The organism is Rhabdochlamydiaceae symbiont of Dictyostelium giganteum, from assembly GCF_964291045.1.
Lineage (GTDB): Bacteria > Chlamydiota > Chlamydiia > Chlamydiales > Rhabdochlamydiaceae > PALSA-1444.
On the sequence record NZ_OZ197277.1, the window covers coordinates 1,144,834 to 1,161,395 of the forward strand.

Here is a 16,562-nt window from a genome sequence, read left to right on the forward strand (position 1 = left end):
TGCAGTTTTCTAAGCTAGTAATCTCAGTTGTTATTTCTCTATTTTGCTTGTCCCAAAGTAGACTGCTGATGGTGTCTGATATTTAAGTCCTTGGTGAGGCCTATCTTCGTTATAAAAGTTAAAGTAGTCTTTCAGTCCAACCTTCACCTCTTTTAAGCTTTCGTATCCTTTGAGGTAAATATCTTCATACTTAACACTTCTCCAGAGCCTCTCTACAAATACATTATCCAGAGCTCTTCCTTTCCCATCCATGCTGATTTTAATCCCCTTTTTCTCTAAATGATTTGTAAACTTAAGGCTTGTAAATTGCACGCCTTGGTCTGTATTAAAAATCTCTGGAGATCTATTCTTTAACCCTCTTTGTAAAGCCTCTAGGCAAAATTCTGTATCAAGGACATTTGAAAGTTCCCATGCAATCACGTATCTACTAAACCAATCAATGATCGCAAATAGATACCCAAACCCTTTTAATAGAGGGATATAGGTGATATCTGCTGCCCATGTTTGATCTGGTTTATCAATCACCCTATTTCTTAATAAGTAAGGGAACTTTTTGAACTTCTTACTGCTTATACTTAAATTTGGCTTAGGGTAAATTGCTTCTAACCCCATCATTTGCATAGCTGTTCTAACAGCTTTTTGTCCTATATTAAACCCCTGATGTTTCATAGCGATCGCCATTCGCCGTCTTCCACAATAGAGATGCTTAAGGTACTCTTCATCAATCGCCCTCATCAGAAGAAGATCTTCTGCTGAGGGCTCCTGTGGCTTATAGTATAATCCCGACCTGTTTACACTCAGGAGTTCGCATTGTCTTCGCTGAGATAACCACTTAGTTGAAGGCTCTATAAGCTTCCGTCTTTCACTTAAGTCAGAATCTTTAATTTTTTTTTAAGCCACTCCACTTCCATTTTTAGCCTGCCGATCTGTTCAAAAAGCTCTACTTTTTCTTTTGTCTCTAGGAGAGACTCCCCAGAGCTTTTTGATCGTTTTTCAAAGATTCTAGGTCCTTCTTCTAAAAACTGCTTTTTCCAGCTAGACAGAAGTAAAGGATGGACTTCTAAATCTCCTGCTAACTGAGCCATTGTTTTTTCACCTTTTAAGATCTCCATGACGGCCTTAAGCTTAAATTCAGCTGAATGAACTCGTCTTTTTTTAGGCATTTTCTATCTCCTTTTTTAGGGAGATTATAAGCTTAAAAGTCCTTAAAAAGTGGTCCTAATTTTCCATACCATTATATTGCTTTATGAGATTCTTTTAAGGTTTCATAAATATTTCCTAATCGAGCATAAGCACGGCCTTCTTCTTCTCGATTCCCAAGAATTAAAATAATTTTCAATCCATTTTCAATACACTCAATTGTTTTGAAAAGTTTACCTAATGAGAGGTAAGTATTTCCTATATTACAATAAGCTCTCCATTGTCCTACTTGATCTCCAAGTTCTAGAGCAATTTTTAAACTCTTCTCATGGTACTCAATTGCTAGGTCGTATTTTCTTAAGGCGTTATAAGCATTTCCCAAATTATTATAGGCTCTTTCTTCTCCCAATAAATTTTTAGTCTCTAAAGCAATATTTAAATCTCTTTCATGATATTCAATTGCTTGATCATATTTTCTTAAAAGATAGTAGGTATTACCTAAGTTAGCATAGGCTCTCCCTATTCCTAATGCATTTTTAATCTCTAAAGCAATCTTTAAAAACTCTTCGTGATATTCAATTGCTTGATCATATTTTCTTAAAGAGGAATAGACATTTCCTAAATTGCCATAAATTTTCATTTCAAGCTCAGAATCCATAAGTAATTGAGCAATCTCTAGTTCCTTTTCATAGCATTGAATTACTTTAGAATATTCCTTTAAAGATGCATAAGCATTACATAAATCATTTAAAACTATCTGGATATGAGCATAAAAATCTTTATTTATTGAGCCGTGAGATTTCATATCCTGAATAGGTTGAGAAATAGTTTTCTCATAAAATCCTTCTTCTTCAAATAATCGATCTAATATGAGAAGAATTTCACTTTTTTGAGGACAGTTTAATAAGAGTTTAAATGGCTCTTTTCTTGAGAAAAATATGATGTGATCTAGATAAAAATGAAATCCTTTTTTATGACGCTTTTTATCCTGTATGAGCTCATTTAGCTTAGCTTGAGTTGCCTGTAATACCATAGCACAAATATCGTTTTGCAACTCACTACTCAGCTGACAGTAGAAAACCTCTTGCAAGTGGAAATCGATTTGATAACATTTAAAATCTGGAGTAGAAGAAGAGTGAAATTGTAATATTGCATTATCTATTAGCTGATCTAAAGCATCCTTAAAATGTTTTAGAGATTGATCAGAACATGAGCTCTCAAAAAATAGCTTCAGCAGTTCTTCAGGAATAGGACTTCTTCCTAAAACAGAGATCCAATAGGTAAGACTTTTACTTAAAGGAAGAAAATCATGGTTTTCAAATAATAAATTTTGTAATGTATTTGCCTGATTTTTTTGATCACCAAGCTTAATACTCCCTTCATTATCGCTTTCTCTTCTAAATTTCTGCTGTAAGGAAGCTTGAACTACTGTGAGGATCTTAGGAATTTGAATAAAAAAAGAAGAGATCCTTACTTTATAATCTGAAAACCTTGAAAAAGAAGCAGAAATCTTAGCTACTTCTTCTTGAATTGAGCTCTTTGTGGAAATTGACATACATACCAACCTCTAATTTTCCTGCTAAACAAAGTTTAGTGGACACAATTTTATTTAATCAAGATTTTTCGATTTTAAATGTAGGAGGTTATTTCACACCTCTTTTATAAACCATTAAATAACGTCAGTTTTGGATTAACCAATAAATATTTTCAATCCTGAAATTGTTGAAAATCAACCTTTAAAAGGTTGATTTTTTTTATCAGGAAAAAAATTAACAAGAAGGTTGAAAAATGAATGAATTTGAATTGGTTAACCTATTCTACCATGTCCCTCACTTTTGTAACGAGTTTGAACCTGTTTGAAGAAAACTGATCTTAGAAGATAAGGGAACTTCTACTAGATGGTGGATCACAGGAGAGCCATCTCTTGCTTTAAGCGAAATCATGACAATTACTATTCTTTTTCATCTTTCGAAATCATAGACTTTTAAGGACTATTACCTCGAAAAAATTCTCTCATAAATTTTTTTTCCAAAAAGGAAGAACCTCTACAGGATGGTTCTTTAGAGTGAAGCTTCATGTTGTCATCAACTTGCTAAACAGTCACAGGCTGTGTGAGTTTTTTAAGCTTATCTTCTTCCAGCTTAATTTGCTCATCTTCGACGCGTTTAAAAAGAATAGAAGGAGGGAGGAGCTTTTTACCCAGAGCAAGAGGCGTGCTAAGAACCTGATCCCACACTTCTTTGGAAAGTATTGAGGTATTTCCTAACATCTCCCATAGCATCTGAGCAGATTCAGGGATAATGGGAGAAGAGACGAGCGCTAAACATTTTAAACACTCTAAGCATGTTGCCAGCACTTCATACATCTTACCTAAAGTTTCTTCTGATTTAGCAAGAGTCCAAGGTTTTTGTGCATCGAAGTAGACATTACCTATTTGTGCTAGCTCCATGATAAGAGAGGCAGCTTTACGGAGATGATAGGTGTCATACGCTAATCTAATTTCTTCAACCTTATCATGTAACATCTTCATGAAGTCACTATCTACTGCATGAGACGGTATGATACCTTCACATTTATTTTGTAAGAATACAAGAATGCGGTTAGAAAGGTTGCCGTATTTACCGAGGAGTTCTGAATTACAGCGGAGTTGAAAATCTTTCCAAGTAAACTCTGCATCTTGTGTCTCAGGAGCATTGGCAGCTAATGTATACCGGATTTGATCTGCTGTAAACTGTTTAAAGAAGTCTGCAAGATCAATCGTCCAGCCGTCAGATTTACTAAACTGCTTCCCTTCTAGATTGAGAAATTCATTGGCAGGGAGCTCGCTCACTAACTGATAGTTGGTGTTTTGTCCCAGCACCATTGCAGGGAAAAAGACCGCATGAAAAGGAATGTTATCTTTTCCAATGAACTGAACATAGTGGGTGTTAGGGTCTTGCCAGTAGCTTTTCCAAGCGTCTTCATCTCCGATTTGATGTGCCCACTCTTTTGTGGCTGATATATACCCAATCGGAGCATCAAACCAAACGTAAAACACTTTTCCTTCTGTATCAGGAAGCGGAAGAGGCACTCCCCAGTCGCTATCGCGTGTGATGGCTCTTGGTTTAAGATCATCCACATACGTCTTAGCAAAGTTGATCACATTTGGCTTCCAATCTCTTGTTAAAAGCCACTTAGAAAGAGGCTCTTTTAAAAGATCAAACCGTAAAAACCAATGTTTTGTTTCTTTTAAAGATAAAGGCGCTTTTGTGAGTTTAGAAAGAGGTTTTTTAAGATCAGTTGCTTCATAGCTAGCGCCGCATTTGGGGCACTCATCCCCTCTTGCTTGATCAAAGTGACACTTAGGACAAGTCCCTATCACATAACGATCTGCTAAAAACCTGTTATCTTGCTGAGAAAATAGCTGCTCTGTCACCTTTTCTTCGATGTAGCCATTTGCTCTTAGATCGAGGAAAAATTGTTGTACGGTAGGAAGATGCCCTTCCCAAGTGGTTCTTGAGTAGTGATCAAACGAGAAAAGAAGCTGTTTAAAGAGGTTATGGTTAAGATGATGGAAGTGATCCACATGCTCTTGCGGCGATCTTTTAGCAAGTTCTGCACTTAACGTGATCGCAACTCCGTACTCATCTGAACCACAAATGTAGAGGACATCGTGACCTTGAAGTCTTTGAAACCTGGCATAACAGTCTGCAGGGAGATACGCTCCAGCCATATGACCAAAGTGAAGCTGCCCATTTGCATAAGGAAGTGCCGAGGTGATCAAAACCTTCTTTTTCATAAGAAACTACTCTTCGAAATTTTCGCTCGTTTCTTCGTTTTGGATTTGCTGAGCATAGAGCGTAGGATTTTTCTGCACATCTTTTAAGAGCTGTGTAAGAGAAATTTCACGTCCTGCTTTGATTTGGTGTCTTGCAGCTTGGATCAGAAACTGAGTGAGCTCAAAATTGTCATGAAAATGCTTTTTTAAAGCTTCGTTCGTTAGATGTTCGTGTTGCAAAATATTTCCCTTGTTTTAAAGAGGCTTGATACGGTTTTCTTCAGCAATGACAATACTTTTTAAAATATTGTAAGCAGCTGACAGATCTCCATTAGGAACATGATAATCGTAATGAGAAATCATTTCAAGCTCACGCTGAGCTGCAGCCACTCTTTTTGTAATCGATTCTAAAGAATCGGTCCCTCTTAAGAGAAGTCTTCTCTTAAGCTCTTCAAGAGATGGGGGCAAAATAAAAATTAAAACTGCATCAGGCCGCTTTTTCTTCACCGTTAGAGCCCCTTCCGTATCAATCACAAGAATTACATGCCGCCCCTCATTTAAGTGATGATCTACACTTTCTTGAGAGGTGCCGTAAGAGTTTCCAAAGACAGTAGCTGACTCTAGAAAAGCTCCCTCTTCTTGTTGTTGTGTAAACGCCTGCTGGGTGAGAAAATGGTAATCAACGCCGTCTTGTTCATTATGGCGAGGAGCTCTTGTTGTAGATGATACCGATCTTACGATGTGGGTAAGTTCCTGTGTTAACATGTTCACAAGTGTTGTTTTTCCAGCGCCAGCTGGAGCGCTCACAACAAACAAAATTCCAGAATGAGAGGTGTTATTCAATGTTTTGCACCTGTTCCCGGATTTTCTCAATCTCGCTTTTCACTTCAATACCCATTTTTGCAATCAAAGAAGAGCCTGATTTAACCATGAGTGTAGATATTTCTCTATTCATCTCTTGCGCTAAGAAATCAAGTGTTTTTCCAATGCTCACAGTTTTTGTATCTAGATAGTTTAAAAACTGCTCCAGGTGGGATTTAAGCCTTGTGATTTCTTCTGTAATGTCACTAGATGCACTTTGACTGACCGCCTCTCTTGCCAAAAGATCACTGTCCATCTCGATCTTTAACGCTTCAAGGTTTTTGAGGATCTTGATACGGTGCATTTCAATCACAGACGGAAGTTCTTGCTCAATATCTTGAATATTTTTTTGAATGAAAGCAATTCTTGCTTTAAGATCGTTTGTTAAAGCATTCCCTTCACTTTCTCGCATGAAAATCCAAGCCGATGCCGCAATATTCCATACCGACTCTAAACCCCTCTTCAGTAAGGCGTCATCTAAAGAGGAGGTGTTAGAAGGAGCGTGTTGAGATAGCAGAAAAGAGAGCGTGATCTCTTCTACAGAGAGATCAAGATCTTTTGCAACTCTTTCCCATTTGATTTTCTCTTTTTTAAGATCGTGCGTTAGCTGATGGTGATTTTTAGGCTCAAAAGCAAGCCGGATAGTGATATGGCCTCTTTCTGCAACTTGGGCGCACCACTTCCGCATCACAGGATCTAAAAAAAGAAGCTCTTGAGGTAAGTGAAGATGGATATCTAACCCTTTTCGATTCAAAGAGATGATCTCTAAAACAAACCTTCCTTGCTCTGTTTCTAAAGAGCCTCTTCCGTAGCCTGTCATACTTTTTCTCATCAAATGTGCTCCTCTTGAGGGATGTGTAAGGAATGAAGCACCTTTTTAACAGGGGCAAAGGAAACTCTATGAATCGGTGACGGACCGTACTGCTTCAGTGCTTCAATGTGAGCTTTTGTAGGATACCCTTTATGAGACGCAAAGTGGTATTCTGGATACTTTTGATCCATTTGGGCCATGTAACGATCTCTTGTGACTTTAGCAATGATAGAGGCTGCCATAATCGATTGCGAACGTAAATCCCCTTTCACAATTGCTTTTGCAGGCACAGGTAAATGCGGGAGGGCATTTCCATCTACTAAGATAAATCCTGGCTGAATAGGAAGCCTACTCACGGCTTGTTGCATCGCCTCAAACGAGGCTTGCAAAATATTGATGGTATCAATGACATCGTGATGCACGATCCCAATACCGTAATGAATCTCTTTGTGAGTAGTTAAAAGAGAGAAAAGCTCCTCTCTTTTAACTTCAGAAAGTTTTTTACTATCATTAATCTGAGGAAGAAAAAAATAATCTGGAAGTAGACAAGCTGCAGCAATGACAGGCCCTGCAAGAGGCCCTCTTCCCACTTCATCTACACCAGCAATATGCTTAAATCCTTGAGAAAGAGCCTCATTCTCAAACTGAGTAATGATCTCCTTGCGATCCCAAGTCTCCTTAAGCGTTTTCCTCAACCTTCGTCTCTTGTTTTTTTGCAGAAACGCCGATTTTCTCTTTCACTTTAGCAGCCTTACCAAAAGCGCCTCTTAAGTGATACAGCTTGCTCTTACGCACATCTCCGCTTTTTGTCACTTCGATTTTAGCAATACGCGGGCTGTGGAGAAGAAACACTCTTTCCATTCCAGTATTGTAAGAAACACGATAAAGAGCCACTGTTTCTGAAAGTCCAGATCCTCTTCTTGCAATGACTGTTCCTGCAAACATCTGGATACGTTCTTTCTCCCCTTCAATAATGCGGGTATGAATACAGATTGTATCCCCTACTCGGAAGGAAGGAATTGTACTCTTAAGAAATTCCCCTTCAATATCTTGAATGATTTTATTTTGTTTCATGTTCAACTTTCCTTATCTTTGAAATCCATATCGGGACGCACCCGTCTTGTCTTTTCTTCTGCTCTCTCTTTCCTCCAGAAAGCAATATTTTCATGATGCCCTGTCATTAAAACGTCTGGCACACCCAGTCCCTCAAACACAACAGGTCTTGTGTAGTGAGGAGCATCAAAAATTCCTTCTTGAAAAGAATCTTGTAAAGCGGCCTCTTCATTTCCTAACACACCAGGCACAAACCGTATCATGGCATCTATCACAACAAGCGCTGCAAGACATCCATTGGTAAGAACATAGTCTCCTATGCTAATCTCCTCATGGACCTCTTTTTCTAAAGCACGCTCATCGATCCCTTCATAGTGACCACATAAAAAAATGAGGTGGTCTTTCTTTGCAAGCTCTTGGCATTTTAAAGCAGTTAAAGGAGTCCCTTGCGGTGAGAGATAAATCACATGACTCTTCTCTTGCTTTACACTCCGAATTGCCTCGCAAACAGGCCCTGGCATGAGGACCATTCCAGGTCCTCCGCCATATGGCCTATCATCCACTTTGGCATGTTTCCCTAAAGCAAACGTGCGAATGTCAATGAGGCCAACCTGAAGTAGCTCTTTTTCCTGAGCTCTTTTCAATATACTCGTTTCAAGAGGACTATGAAAATAGGAGGGGAAAAGAGAGAGAATATCAACTCTCATTCTTTTTCGCTTTAGCTTTTTACGCTATCTGCTTTTTTAGCAACTCTCTTTTCACGTCTTTGAGCTGTTTTACGCGCTTTTTTCGCAAGGCGCTTCTCACGGAACTCTTGGATCACTTGAGGAGCTACACCTTTAACAAGGTTTTCTGCATTCTCAGTGAGCTCAGCTCCTTGACTTAGCCAAAAGCTTAATCTTTCTGCGTTTACAGTCAGAGCATTTTCTTTTTTATGAGGATCGTATGATCCTAATGTCTCAACATACTTTCCATCACGTGGGTTCCGAATATCGGTCACAACGAGTCTAAAAGTTTGATAGTTTTTACGCCCTTGTTGACGCATACGAATTTTTACTGCCATGTTATAAGCTCCATTCTTTAATAGCTTTTATCCCAAAAAGTCGCTAAATTTTTTCAGAGATGAGGGATTTTGTAAAGGGTTCTTAGGAAGATTCTTCATTAAGTCTTTCATTTTCTTAAATCCTTTAATGAGTCTATTGACACTATCCACTGAAGTGCCGCTTCCTTTGGCAATACGCCAACGTCTAGATGGGATGAGTTCAACTCTACCGTTTCGCTCTTGAGGTGTCATCGATAAAATGATCGCCTCAATTTGATTAAATTCCTTTTCAGATTGATCAAGTTTAGGAATTTGAGGCATCCCGGGAATCATTTGAAGAAGCGATTTAAAAGAGCCCATCTGTTTAATTTTACTCATCTGCTTGAGGTAGTCTGCATAGGTAAAAGTTGCTTTAAGAATTTTCTTTTCAAGCTCTTTCTCTTCATTGTCTTGAAAAGCCTCTTTGGCTTTTCGGACCAGATTCACAATATCGCCCATGCCTAAAATACGGTCGGCCATCGATTTAGGGCTAAATGGTTGAAGGTCTCCGATTTTTTCGCCAATCCCTTCAAATTTCAAAGGTTTTTGCGTCACTTCCCGGATAGAAATCGCAGAGCCTGATCTTGATGAGCCATCTAGCATGGTAAGAATTGTTCCTGTTATGGCCATCTTTTCATCAAACGCTTTAGCAGTAGATATTGCATCTTGCCCTGCATGCGCGCTTGCGACAAATAAGATCTCTGTAGGATTTACGGCCCTTTTAATTTCAACAAGCTGCTGCATGAGCTCTTCATCAATATGCAGCCTTCCTGCAGTATCGACAATTAAAACATCAAACCCTTCCCGTACTGCCTTGTCTAACGCTTCTTTTGCAACCTGAACAGGGGATGTGCATCCTTCTAATGCAAATAAAGGGGTATTTATTGAAGCACATAACGTTTTAAGTTGCTCTACTGCTGCTAGGCGCGCTAGATCACAAGCTGCTACTAACACTTTTTTCTCATACGGCTTTTTCTGCAGAAGATGAGCAAGTTTGGCAGATGTTGTTGTCTTACCTGATCCTTGAAGGCCGCAGAGCATGATCACAGACGGCTTTTTTTCAAGATGCAGCGTTGCATCATCACTTCCCATTAACTGCACGAGCTCTTCATGCACAATTTCAATGAATTGCTGCCCAGGAGACACCGATTTAAATACACGGTCTCCAACAGATTTTTCTTTCACCCGTTTTATAAACTGACTGACAACTGTGAAATTGACATCGGCATCTAAAAGAGCAAGTCTTACCTCTCTAACAGCTTCTGCAATATTATCTTCTGTTAAAGATTTTTGCGCTGAAAGACGAGAAGTTAGTGCTCTTAATTTTTCTGTTAAAGTACCCAGCATAATGAGCCTATCATTTTATATTAAAACTTATTCCACTTCAAGAAAGAAGGTAGAGATGATCAGTATTACACTCTTTTTAAAAAAATCATGTTCTAAAAAGATCCCTAGGTAGCCAGCCGGGGTTTATCCGCTTGAGGCCCCTTAAGTGTTATCATCTAGTGGTAAATGCCTTAAGAAACCCTTTGCCTAGCTAGTTAAATATAGACATATGGCAAAGGATACTAAGCTGCTTCTTGCTGTCAATTAGGCATTGATTTCAATAATTTTTATTGTACTTATTAGTCGATTGCGCATTGAGTTTTCTAAGATCACATGGATCAATATAAAGATACTTCTGCCCGCCAAATTTTTCGCTTATCTCTATAGCTCTTTCCATACAATGATCCACTTTTTTCCACGCTTCTAACTCTATAGAAAGCCCAACAGCTAAGTTATAAATCTGTGCGATGAGTAGAGATTCTTGCCCCTCTAGTTTTTTAAGAATATCTAAAGCTTGATCTAAATGCTCTAATGACTCACCTATTCTTCCCATTTGTTGAAGAGAGCGTCCTACTAATACATGAGCTTTTGCTATGAATGCAGGTTGATGATTTTTTTCTTTTAAACTATTTAACGCTTGTAATCCTCTATCAAGTGCCTCTTCAAATTTGCCAGCTCTTTGAAAAATAAGCCCAACAGCCATATAGCTTTCTGCTATATCCTGTAATTTCTCTTCACCTTTAGCTTTTCGTATTTCAAGCCCTTTACTACATTTCTCTAGTGCCTCTTCATATCTTCTTAATTCCATCAAAATGCACCCAATTGTATGGTAGTCATGAGCTGTTTCAATAGCATCATCACCATAGAGCTCTCTTTTGATTTCTAAAGCTTTATCACTATTTTTCATCGCCTCTTCAAACCGACCTAGCATATACAATAAAGTTCCTGCTAAAGAATAACTCTCTGAAGCCTCTTCTAATCTTCCTAATCTCTCTAAAAGATAGGCATTTGCATGATAACTCTCTGCAAGATGTAGTGTCTCATTACCTTTAAGCCTCTTCCTGATTTCTAACGCTTTAAAACTGTTTTCTAACGCCTCTTTTAATCTCCCTGACGATTTAAGCATGGATGCAAGATCATCATAAATGCCTGCAACTTCAATAGATCCATCAATATGCATTTCCTGATGCATAACAAGTCTTTTACGCGCACTCTCAATCCTATCTTCTAATGTTAGGATTGGGCTGGAAACAGCACCATGAATACTATTTGAATTTTTAAAAAAAGTTATTTTTGTAGGGTGAAGTGAGGTAAATGATCTTATATATTTAAAATTTTGAAGATGAATTCCATACCCTAAAACTTGTGTTTGTGAAAACCTATTTGCATGAATACTTTGACTTAAAAAAGAGCGCAAGGGACTCTGATTAAAAGAATGATTGCATAAACCTGCTTGCTTGATGATCTGAAGTCCATTTCTAATATACATAAGAACCTTAAAGTTTTTTAAAATTAATTTTATTTTTAGTGATTTAACATCACACATTTCCATTGATCATTTTTTCTTCTTTCGGTTGCCATATCCAACCAAAGATCTTTTCAATTGAAGATCTTGCTTCATCTTCCTATTTTCTTCACCATTTTTTATATTTCCTAAAAAATATAGGAAAAATCACAACTTTTTGGGATGCTCCTCACTTTTATTGAAAAAACCGTTTTTTACACTCTTAAAGAATGATTTTCAATAAAAAATCCTCTCGTTTTGGATCTTTTTGTATAACTTTTGGCAAAAAATACAATTTAAATAAACTTATACTATGTTAATTTGAATTAAGAAGGGATAGGGGAATAGTTGTAAAATAAGATATTCATGTTAATAAATCAAAAAATTGAGGGTTAAGTGATGACCATGAGACCCTATGATTTCATAGAAACTGCGTCTCTAGTTGCCTTATCCCCCCCCAAAAAAACAATTCAAACCCATGAAAATCTGACTATCAAAAGAGGCCCTCTAACAAATAGAGGGCTCTTTCTGATCCATAAATTTTAATGCGTCATTTCTGAGATTAAGCTTTCACAATTTTTTTTGCTGTTTACTGTATAATGAGACTCTTCTCCATACATTTTTAGATTGATATCCAAAGCTTTTTTATACATCTCTAAAGCCTCATCACGTTTTTCTAGATCTATCAAAATGCTTCCAACTAACTCATAGCTTACAGCTGTATAATGGGAATTTTCTCCAAAGAGTTGTTGATTGATGGAAAGAGCTTGATAACCCATTTTAAGAGCTTTTTGATACTCTTTTGAATCTTTAAGTATAGATCCTAATGCTCTATAACTTGAGGCTGTATAACGGGATTTTTCTCCAAGCATTTTTTGATTAATCTGTAACGCTTTTTCACACATCTTACGGGCCTCTTCTTCTTTTCCTAGCTCAGAAAGAATCACACCAACAGCTTGATAATTTCTGGCTGTGTAAATAGACTCTTCTCCTAGTATTTTTTGGTTAATCTGGAGCGCTATCTCACTTACCTTTAGCGCCTCTTCTAATCTTCCTAAGCCTTTAAGAGTAGATCCTAATGCTTTATAACTTGAGGCTGTATAGCGTGATTCTTCTCCAAGCATTTTTTGATTAATCTGTAACGCTTTCTCACACATCTCACGGGCCTCTTCTCCTCTTCCTACATCACGAAGGACGCTCCCCATCATTTGATAACTAACTGCTGCATAAATAGACGCTTCTCCAATTACTTTTGTGGTAATCTGTAATGCCTTCTCGCTCATCTTTAGAGCGCCATTTAGCCTTCCTAAATCCTTGAAAATAAGCGCTATTTGATTGTAAATTGAAGCTGTATAAGGGGATCTTTCTCCAAGATTTTTTTGCTGAATCTGTAAGGCTCTCTCACTCAGGCTAAGCGCCTCTTCTAATCTTCCTAAATCGTAAAAGATTGCTCCTACTGTTTGATAATATTCTGCTGTGTGAATGGACTCTTCTCCAAGAATTTTTTGATTAATCTGTAAAGCTTTTTCACTTATACTAAGTGCCTCTTCTAGCTTCCCTAAATCTTTGAGGATAAGCCCGAGTGTTTTATAACTTCCTGCTGTGTAAGTAGATTCTTCTCCAAATATTTTTTGGTTTATTTGTAAGGCTTTCTCACTCATGCTAAGCGCCTCTTCTACTCTCCCCAAATTACGAAGAATTCTTCCAATAATTTGATAATTTTCTACTGTATGACGAGACACTTCACCCCACGCTTTTTGATTGATCTGTAGCGCTTTCTCACTCATGCTAAGCGCTTCTTCTTTTCTTCCTAAATCGCTAAGAATGACTCCTATTGCTTGATAATTTTCTGCTGTATAACGAGATGCTTCGCCATGTATTTTTTGATTAATTTGTAACGCTTTCTCACTCATGCTAAGCGCCTCTTCTCCTCTCCCTAAATCGTGAAGACTCATTCCCATCAATCGGTAACTTTGTGCTGTGTAAGTAGACTCTTCCCCCAATACTTTTTGATTGATCTGTAACGCTTTCTCAAACATCTTAAGCGCCTCTTCCGGTTTCCCGAGATTTCCAAGAGCTATTCCCACATCTTGATAATTTTCTGTTATATGATGAGACTCTTCTCCTAACACCTTTTGATTAATCTGTAACGCTGTCTCATACATCTTCAGCGCCTCTTCTACTCTCCCTAACTCCTGAAGGATAACTCCAAGAGATCGATAACTCCTTGCTGTATAAGAAGATTCTTCCCCTAACACTTTTTGATTGATCTGTAACGCTGTCTCACGCATCTTCAGCGCCTCTTCTAGTCTCCCTAACTCCTGAAAGATGATTCCCATAAATTGATAACATTCTGCTGTGTAAGGAGACTCTTCTCCATGCACTTTTTGAGTGCTCTGTAACGCTGTCTCAAACATCTTGAGCGCCTCTTCTACTCTTCCTAAATTATAAAGTAGTTTTCCCATTATTTGATGAATTCTTGCTGTATAATCCGACTCTTCTCCATACCATTTTCGATTACCCTCTAAGGATGCCTCAAACATTTTCAGCGCCTCATTCAGCCTCCCTAGGCCTTGAAGGATAACTCCAATAGTATGATACGTTTCTGCTGTATCATGAGCCTCTTTTAAAAGCACTTTTTGTTTGATCTGTAATGCGGCCTCATACATCTTAAGTGCCTCTTCCAGTCTTCTTAACCCATAAAGGATTTCTCCAACAGCTTCATAACTCTCCGCTGTGTAAATAGATTCATCTCCTAACACCCTTTGATTGATCCGTAATGCTATCTCATGCATCTTGAGTGCTTCATCCGCTTTCCCTAAACCATAGAGAATTTTTCCAGTAGCTGCATAACTCTCCGTTATGTAAATAGACTCTTTTCCATACGCTTTTTGATTGATCCCTAATGCTATCTCACACATCTTCAGCGCCTCATCTCGTCTTTGCAACCCATTAAGAATGATGCCAATCATTTGATAGTTTTCGGCTGTATAAATGGACTCTTTTCCATACACTTTTTGATTGATCTGTAATGCCGTCTCACACATCTTCAGCGCCTCATCTAGTTTTTTTAAATGGTAAAGGGTTTTTCCAATAGCTTGATAGTTTTCTGCTGTGTTAGAAGACTCTTCTCCATATAACTCCCGGCTCTTTTTTAATGCTGCATTATATTTATCTAATTGCTCAAGTAAGATACGGCTACTTTTTACAATCACACTTTCTTTTCCTAAAGCGTTCATGATGCCAGCCAAAACCATCGGTTTATCACAGCTCATTAAGGAATATCTAACCGCTTGTTGAACAAGTGGGTGGACACTATAAAATAGCACCTTATTAGGTTTTTCTTGATATGAATCAATCAAGGAGTAGTTTTCCAAGAGCTCTAAAGATCTATCTACTGCTAGCTCGTCGTGAGTATAGAGTAAAGACCTTCCCCATGAAGACCCCAATACCTGAAGAGCAGAATCTTGGAATGAAAATCCTAGTGTTTTAAGGAAAGGATGAGGAGCAAGCTCCTCTTTTAAACAAGAAATTGCCAACATAAGATTGTGCGCTAAATTGCCCTTAAGATCGCCCCCCAACACCGACTCAATAGAATTCATGGAAATGCGTGATGTGATTAAGATCAGTTTCTCATGTTCAGAAAGTTCACTATGACGCTGATTAAAAAATGCTGGATGATATTGTTTGAGAAGATGATGATACTCTTTAAAAGAGATATTTTGTCTTTTAATGTAACTTGCTGCATGAGTCAGCGCAAGAGGAAAATGCCCGAGTTTATGAGTGATTTGCCCTGCATTTTTCTCTTCCTGGCTGCTGACTGGACGCTCGACTGCTTTTAAAAGATAGCTAACGGCTTCTTCCGGTGTAAAAGATGTGAGTTTTATTTGATGAAAACCTGCTGCTCCTGTCATAAACCCTTTCCTTGTTGTTATTAAAATTTTACACCCTTGAGTTTCAGGAAGGTAGTTTTTTAGAAGAGGAAAGAGCTCTTCATAATCTACTCCATCAATAATAAAAAGATAGGGATCTGTCATCCCATGAAGCTTTGCTTTAAGAATCTTTAAGGTGTCCTCTGGATTTTCTTCATTAATTTTTAAACTTTTTGCAAGTTCCAGGAGTTTTTCAATCAGCTCTGATTCTCTTGTAACTTTGGCAAAAAATGTAAAGGCATAATGCTCCTGGTAGGCATAAACATATTTCATGGCAAGTGTACTTTTCCCCGCGCCTCCAGGGCCTATAATTGCCACTTTAGAATCTATTTTAAAAGCGTCTACAACTGATTGAAGTGCCTCTAATCTCTCTATAAAAAAAAGAGGAAGAGGAGGAAGAGTTACCTGCGCTATTTCTTGCCAATCAGAAGGCTGAAGATCCGCTTTTGACATCTCACTAGATGTGAGGATTTCTTCAAATATGCAAAGACCCTTATCTTTGCAAGAAGAAGAAACAGGATGAGCTTTCACACCAGGAATAAAAGAGGGGACCTCAGAATAAAGAGTGCCTATCTGTTTAAAGCAAGCTTTTCCTAATGATATAACAGTATCTATCAAAGGTCTTAAGAGCTTTTCTCCCACCACCTCTGGAAGAGTTTTTGAAATAGGTGTGAAGATGACTTTCTCATCTTGAGTTAAGGGAGCTAAAAATAGAGAATGATAAGAAGCATTTTGGATCAGAGAAGTTGGACAAGTAGAAATAGTGCTTAAATCTTGAAAAGGCTGAATCTTCATAGGTCACTCTTTTTAAATTATTTTTTCTTCATTAATAAGCATTGTAAAGAAATGCCAATAAAAAACTAGCAATAAAAATTCATTTATGTGCAAAACACATCTATTTTTAAATGTTTTTTTAAGCTAAGAAAAAAATATGAATCAAAAAAATGGATGCTAAGTAAGGTATGCTATATCTTGATCAGAACTGAGGCGCTCCAATGCTTCCACTAGATAATAGAGGATGAAATTACAGGAAAATAGGCACGCTCCTTTATCTTCAATTTGAGCTTTTTAAGGGTACGCGTAGCCTTAAGGTTCAT

The 16,562-nt window shown here is 37.8% G+C and carries 13 protein-coding genes and 1 pseudogene; all 14 read right to left on the bottom strand.

Going from position 1 to position 16,562, the window contains the following annotated elements:
- Positions 1 to 30 precede the first annotated feature (30 nt).
- Complete coding sequence (locus ACI7T6_RS03900) at positions 31 to 885, bottom strand: IS3 family transposase (RefSeq protein WP_404666129.1); 855 nt, start codon at positions 883 to 885, stop codon at positions 31 to 33.
- Positions 867 to 1,163 (bottom strand): transposase, encoded by a 297-nt coding sequence (locus ACI7T6_RS03905; RefSeq protein WP_404665093.1) that lies wholly within the window; start codon positions 1,161 to 1,163, stop codon positions 867 to 869. The genes ACI7T6_RS03900 and ACI7T6_RS03905 overlap by 19 nt, the downstream gene beginning before the upstream one ends.
- A gap of 71 nt (positions 1,164 to 1,234) precedes the next feature.
- Complete coding sequence (locus tag ACI7T6_RS03910; RefSeq protein WP_404665094.1) at positions 1,235 to 2,695, bottom strand: tetratricopeptide repeat protein; 1,461 nt, start codon at positions 2,693 to 2,695, stop codon at positions 1,235 to 1,237.
- Between the two features lie 537 nt (positions 2,696 to 3,232).
- Positions 3,233 to 4,918 (bottom strand): methionine--tRNA ligase, encoded by a 1,686-nt coding sequence (gene metG / locus ACI7T6_RS03915; RefSeq protein WP_404665095.1) that lies wholly within the window; start codon positions 4,916 to 4,918, stop codon positions 3,233 to 3,235.
- 6 nt (positions 4,919 to 4,924) lie between these two features.
- Positions 4,925 to 5,137, bottom strand: coding sequence for a hypothetical protein (locus ACI7T6_RS03920; protein WP_404665096.1), 213 nt, complete (start codon positions 5,135 to 5,137; stop codon positions 4,925 to 4,927).
- A gap of 15 nt (positions 5,138 to 5,152) precedes the next feature.
- Positions 5,153 to 5,740, bottom strand: coding sequence for a guanylate kinase (gmk, locus tag ACI7T6_RS03925; protein WP_404665097.1), 588 nt, complete (start codon positions 5,738 to 5,740; stop codon positions 5,153 to 5,155).
- Positions 5,733 to 6,590: a YicC/YloC family endoribonuclease gene (locus ACI7T6_RS03930; protein ID WP_404666130.1), complete on the bottom strand. Its 858-nt coding sequence runs from the start codon at positions 6,588 to 6,590 to the stop codon at positions 5,733 to 5,735. The genes gmk and ACI7T6_RS03930 overlap by 8 nt, the downstream gene beginning before the upstream one ends.
- Positions 6,590 to 7,264, bottom strand: a complete 675-nt coding sequence (locus tag ACI7T6_RS03935) for a ribonuclease HII (RefSeq protein ID WP_404665098.1) — start codon at positions 7,262 to 7,264, stop codon at positions 6,590 to 6,592. The genes ACI7T6_RS03930 and ACI7T6_RS03935 overlap by 1 nt, the downstream gene beginning before the upstream one ends.
- Complete coding sequence (rplS, locus tag ACI7T6_RS03940) at positions 7,248 to 7,643, bottom strand: 50S ribosomal protein L19 (RefSeq protein WP_404665099.1); 396 nt, start codon at positions 7,641 to 7,643, stop codon at positions 7,248 to 7,250. Before rplS ends, ACI7T6_RS03935 begins: the two co-directional genes overlap by 17 nt.
- Before the next feature lie 26 nt (positions 7,644 to 7,669).
- A pseudogene (trmD, locus tag ACI7T6_RS03945) lies at positions 7,670 to 8,329 on the bottom strand (tRNA (guanosine(37)-N1)-methyltransferase TrmD); the annotation flags it as partial.
- 11 nt (positions 8,330 to 8,340) lie between these two features.
- Positions 8,341 to 8,685: a 30S ribosomal protein S16 gene (rpsP, locus tag ACI7T6_RS03950; RefSeq protein WP_404665100.1), complete on the bottom strand. Its 345-nt coding sequence runs from the start codon at positions 8,683 to 8,685 to the stop codon at positions 8,341 to 8,343.
- Between the two features lie 27 nt (positions 8,686 to 8,712).
- Complete coding sequence (ffh, locus tag ACI7T6_RS03955) at positions 8,713 to 10,050, bottom strand: signal recognition particle protein (protein WP_404665101.1); 1,338 nt, start codon at positions 10,048 to 10,050, stop codon at positions 8,713 to 8,715.
- A 256-nt stretch (positions 10,051 to 10,306) separates the two neighbouring features.
- On the bottom strand, positions 10,307 to 11,221 hold the full coding sequence (locus ACI7T6_RS03960; RefSeq protein ID WP_404665102.1) for a tetratricopeptide repeat protein: 915 nt from the start codon (positions 11,219 to 11,221) through the stop codon (positions 10,307 to 10,309).
- Positions 11,222 to 12,075: 854 nt separating this feature from the next.
- Positions 12,076 to 16,260: a tetratricopeptide repeat protein gene (locus tag ACI7T6_RS03965; protein WP_404665103.1), complete on the bottom strand. Its 4,185-nt coding sequence runs from the start codon at positions 16,258 to 16,260 to the stop codon at positions 12,076 to 12,078.
- Positions 16,261 to 16,562: the final 302 nt, after the last annotated feature.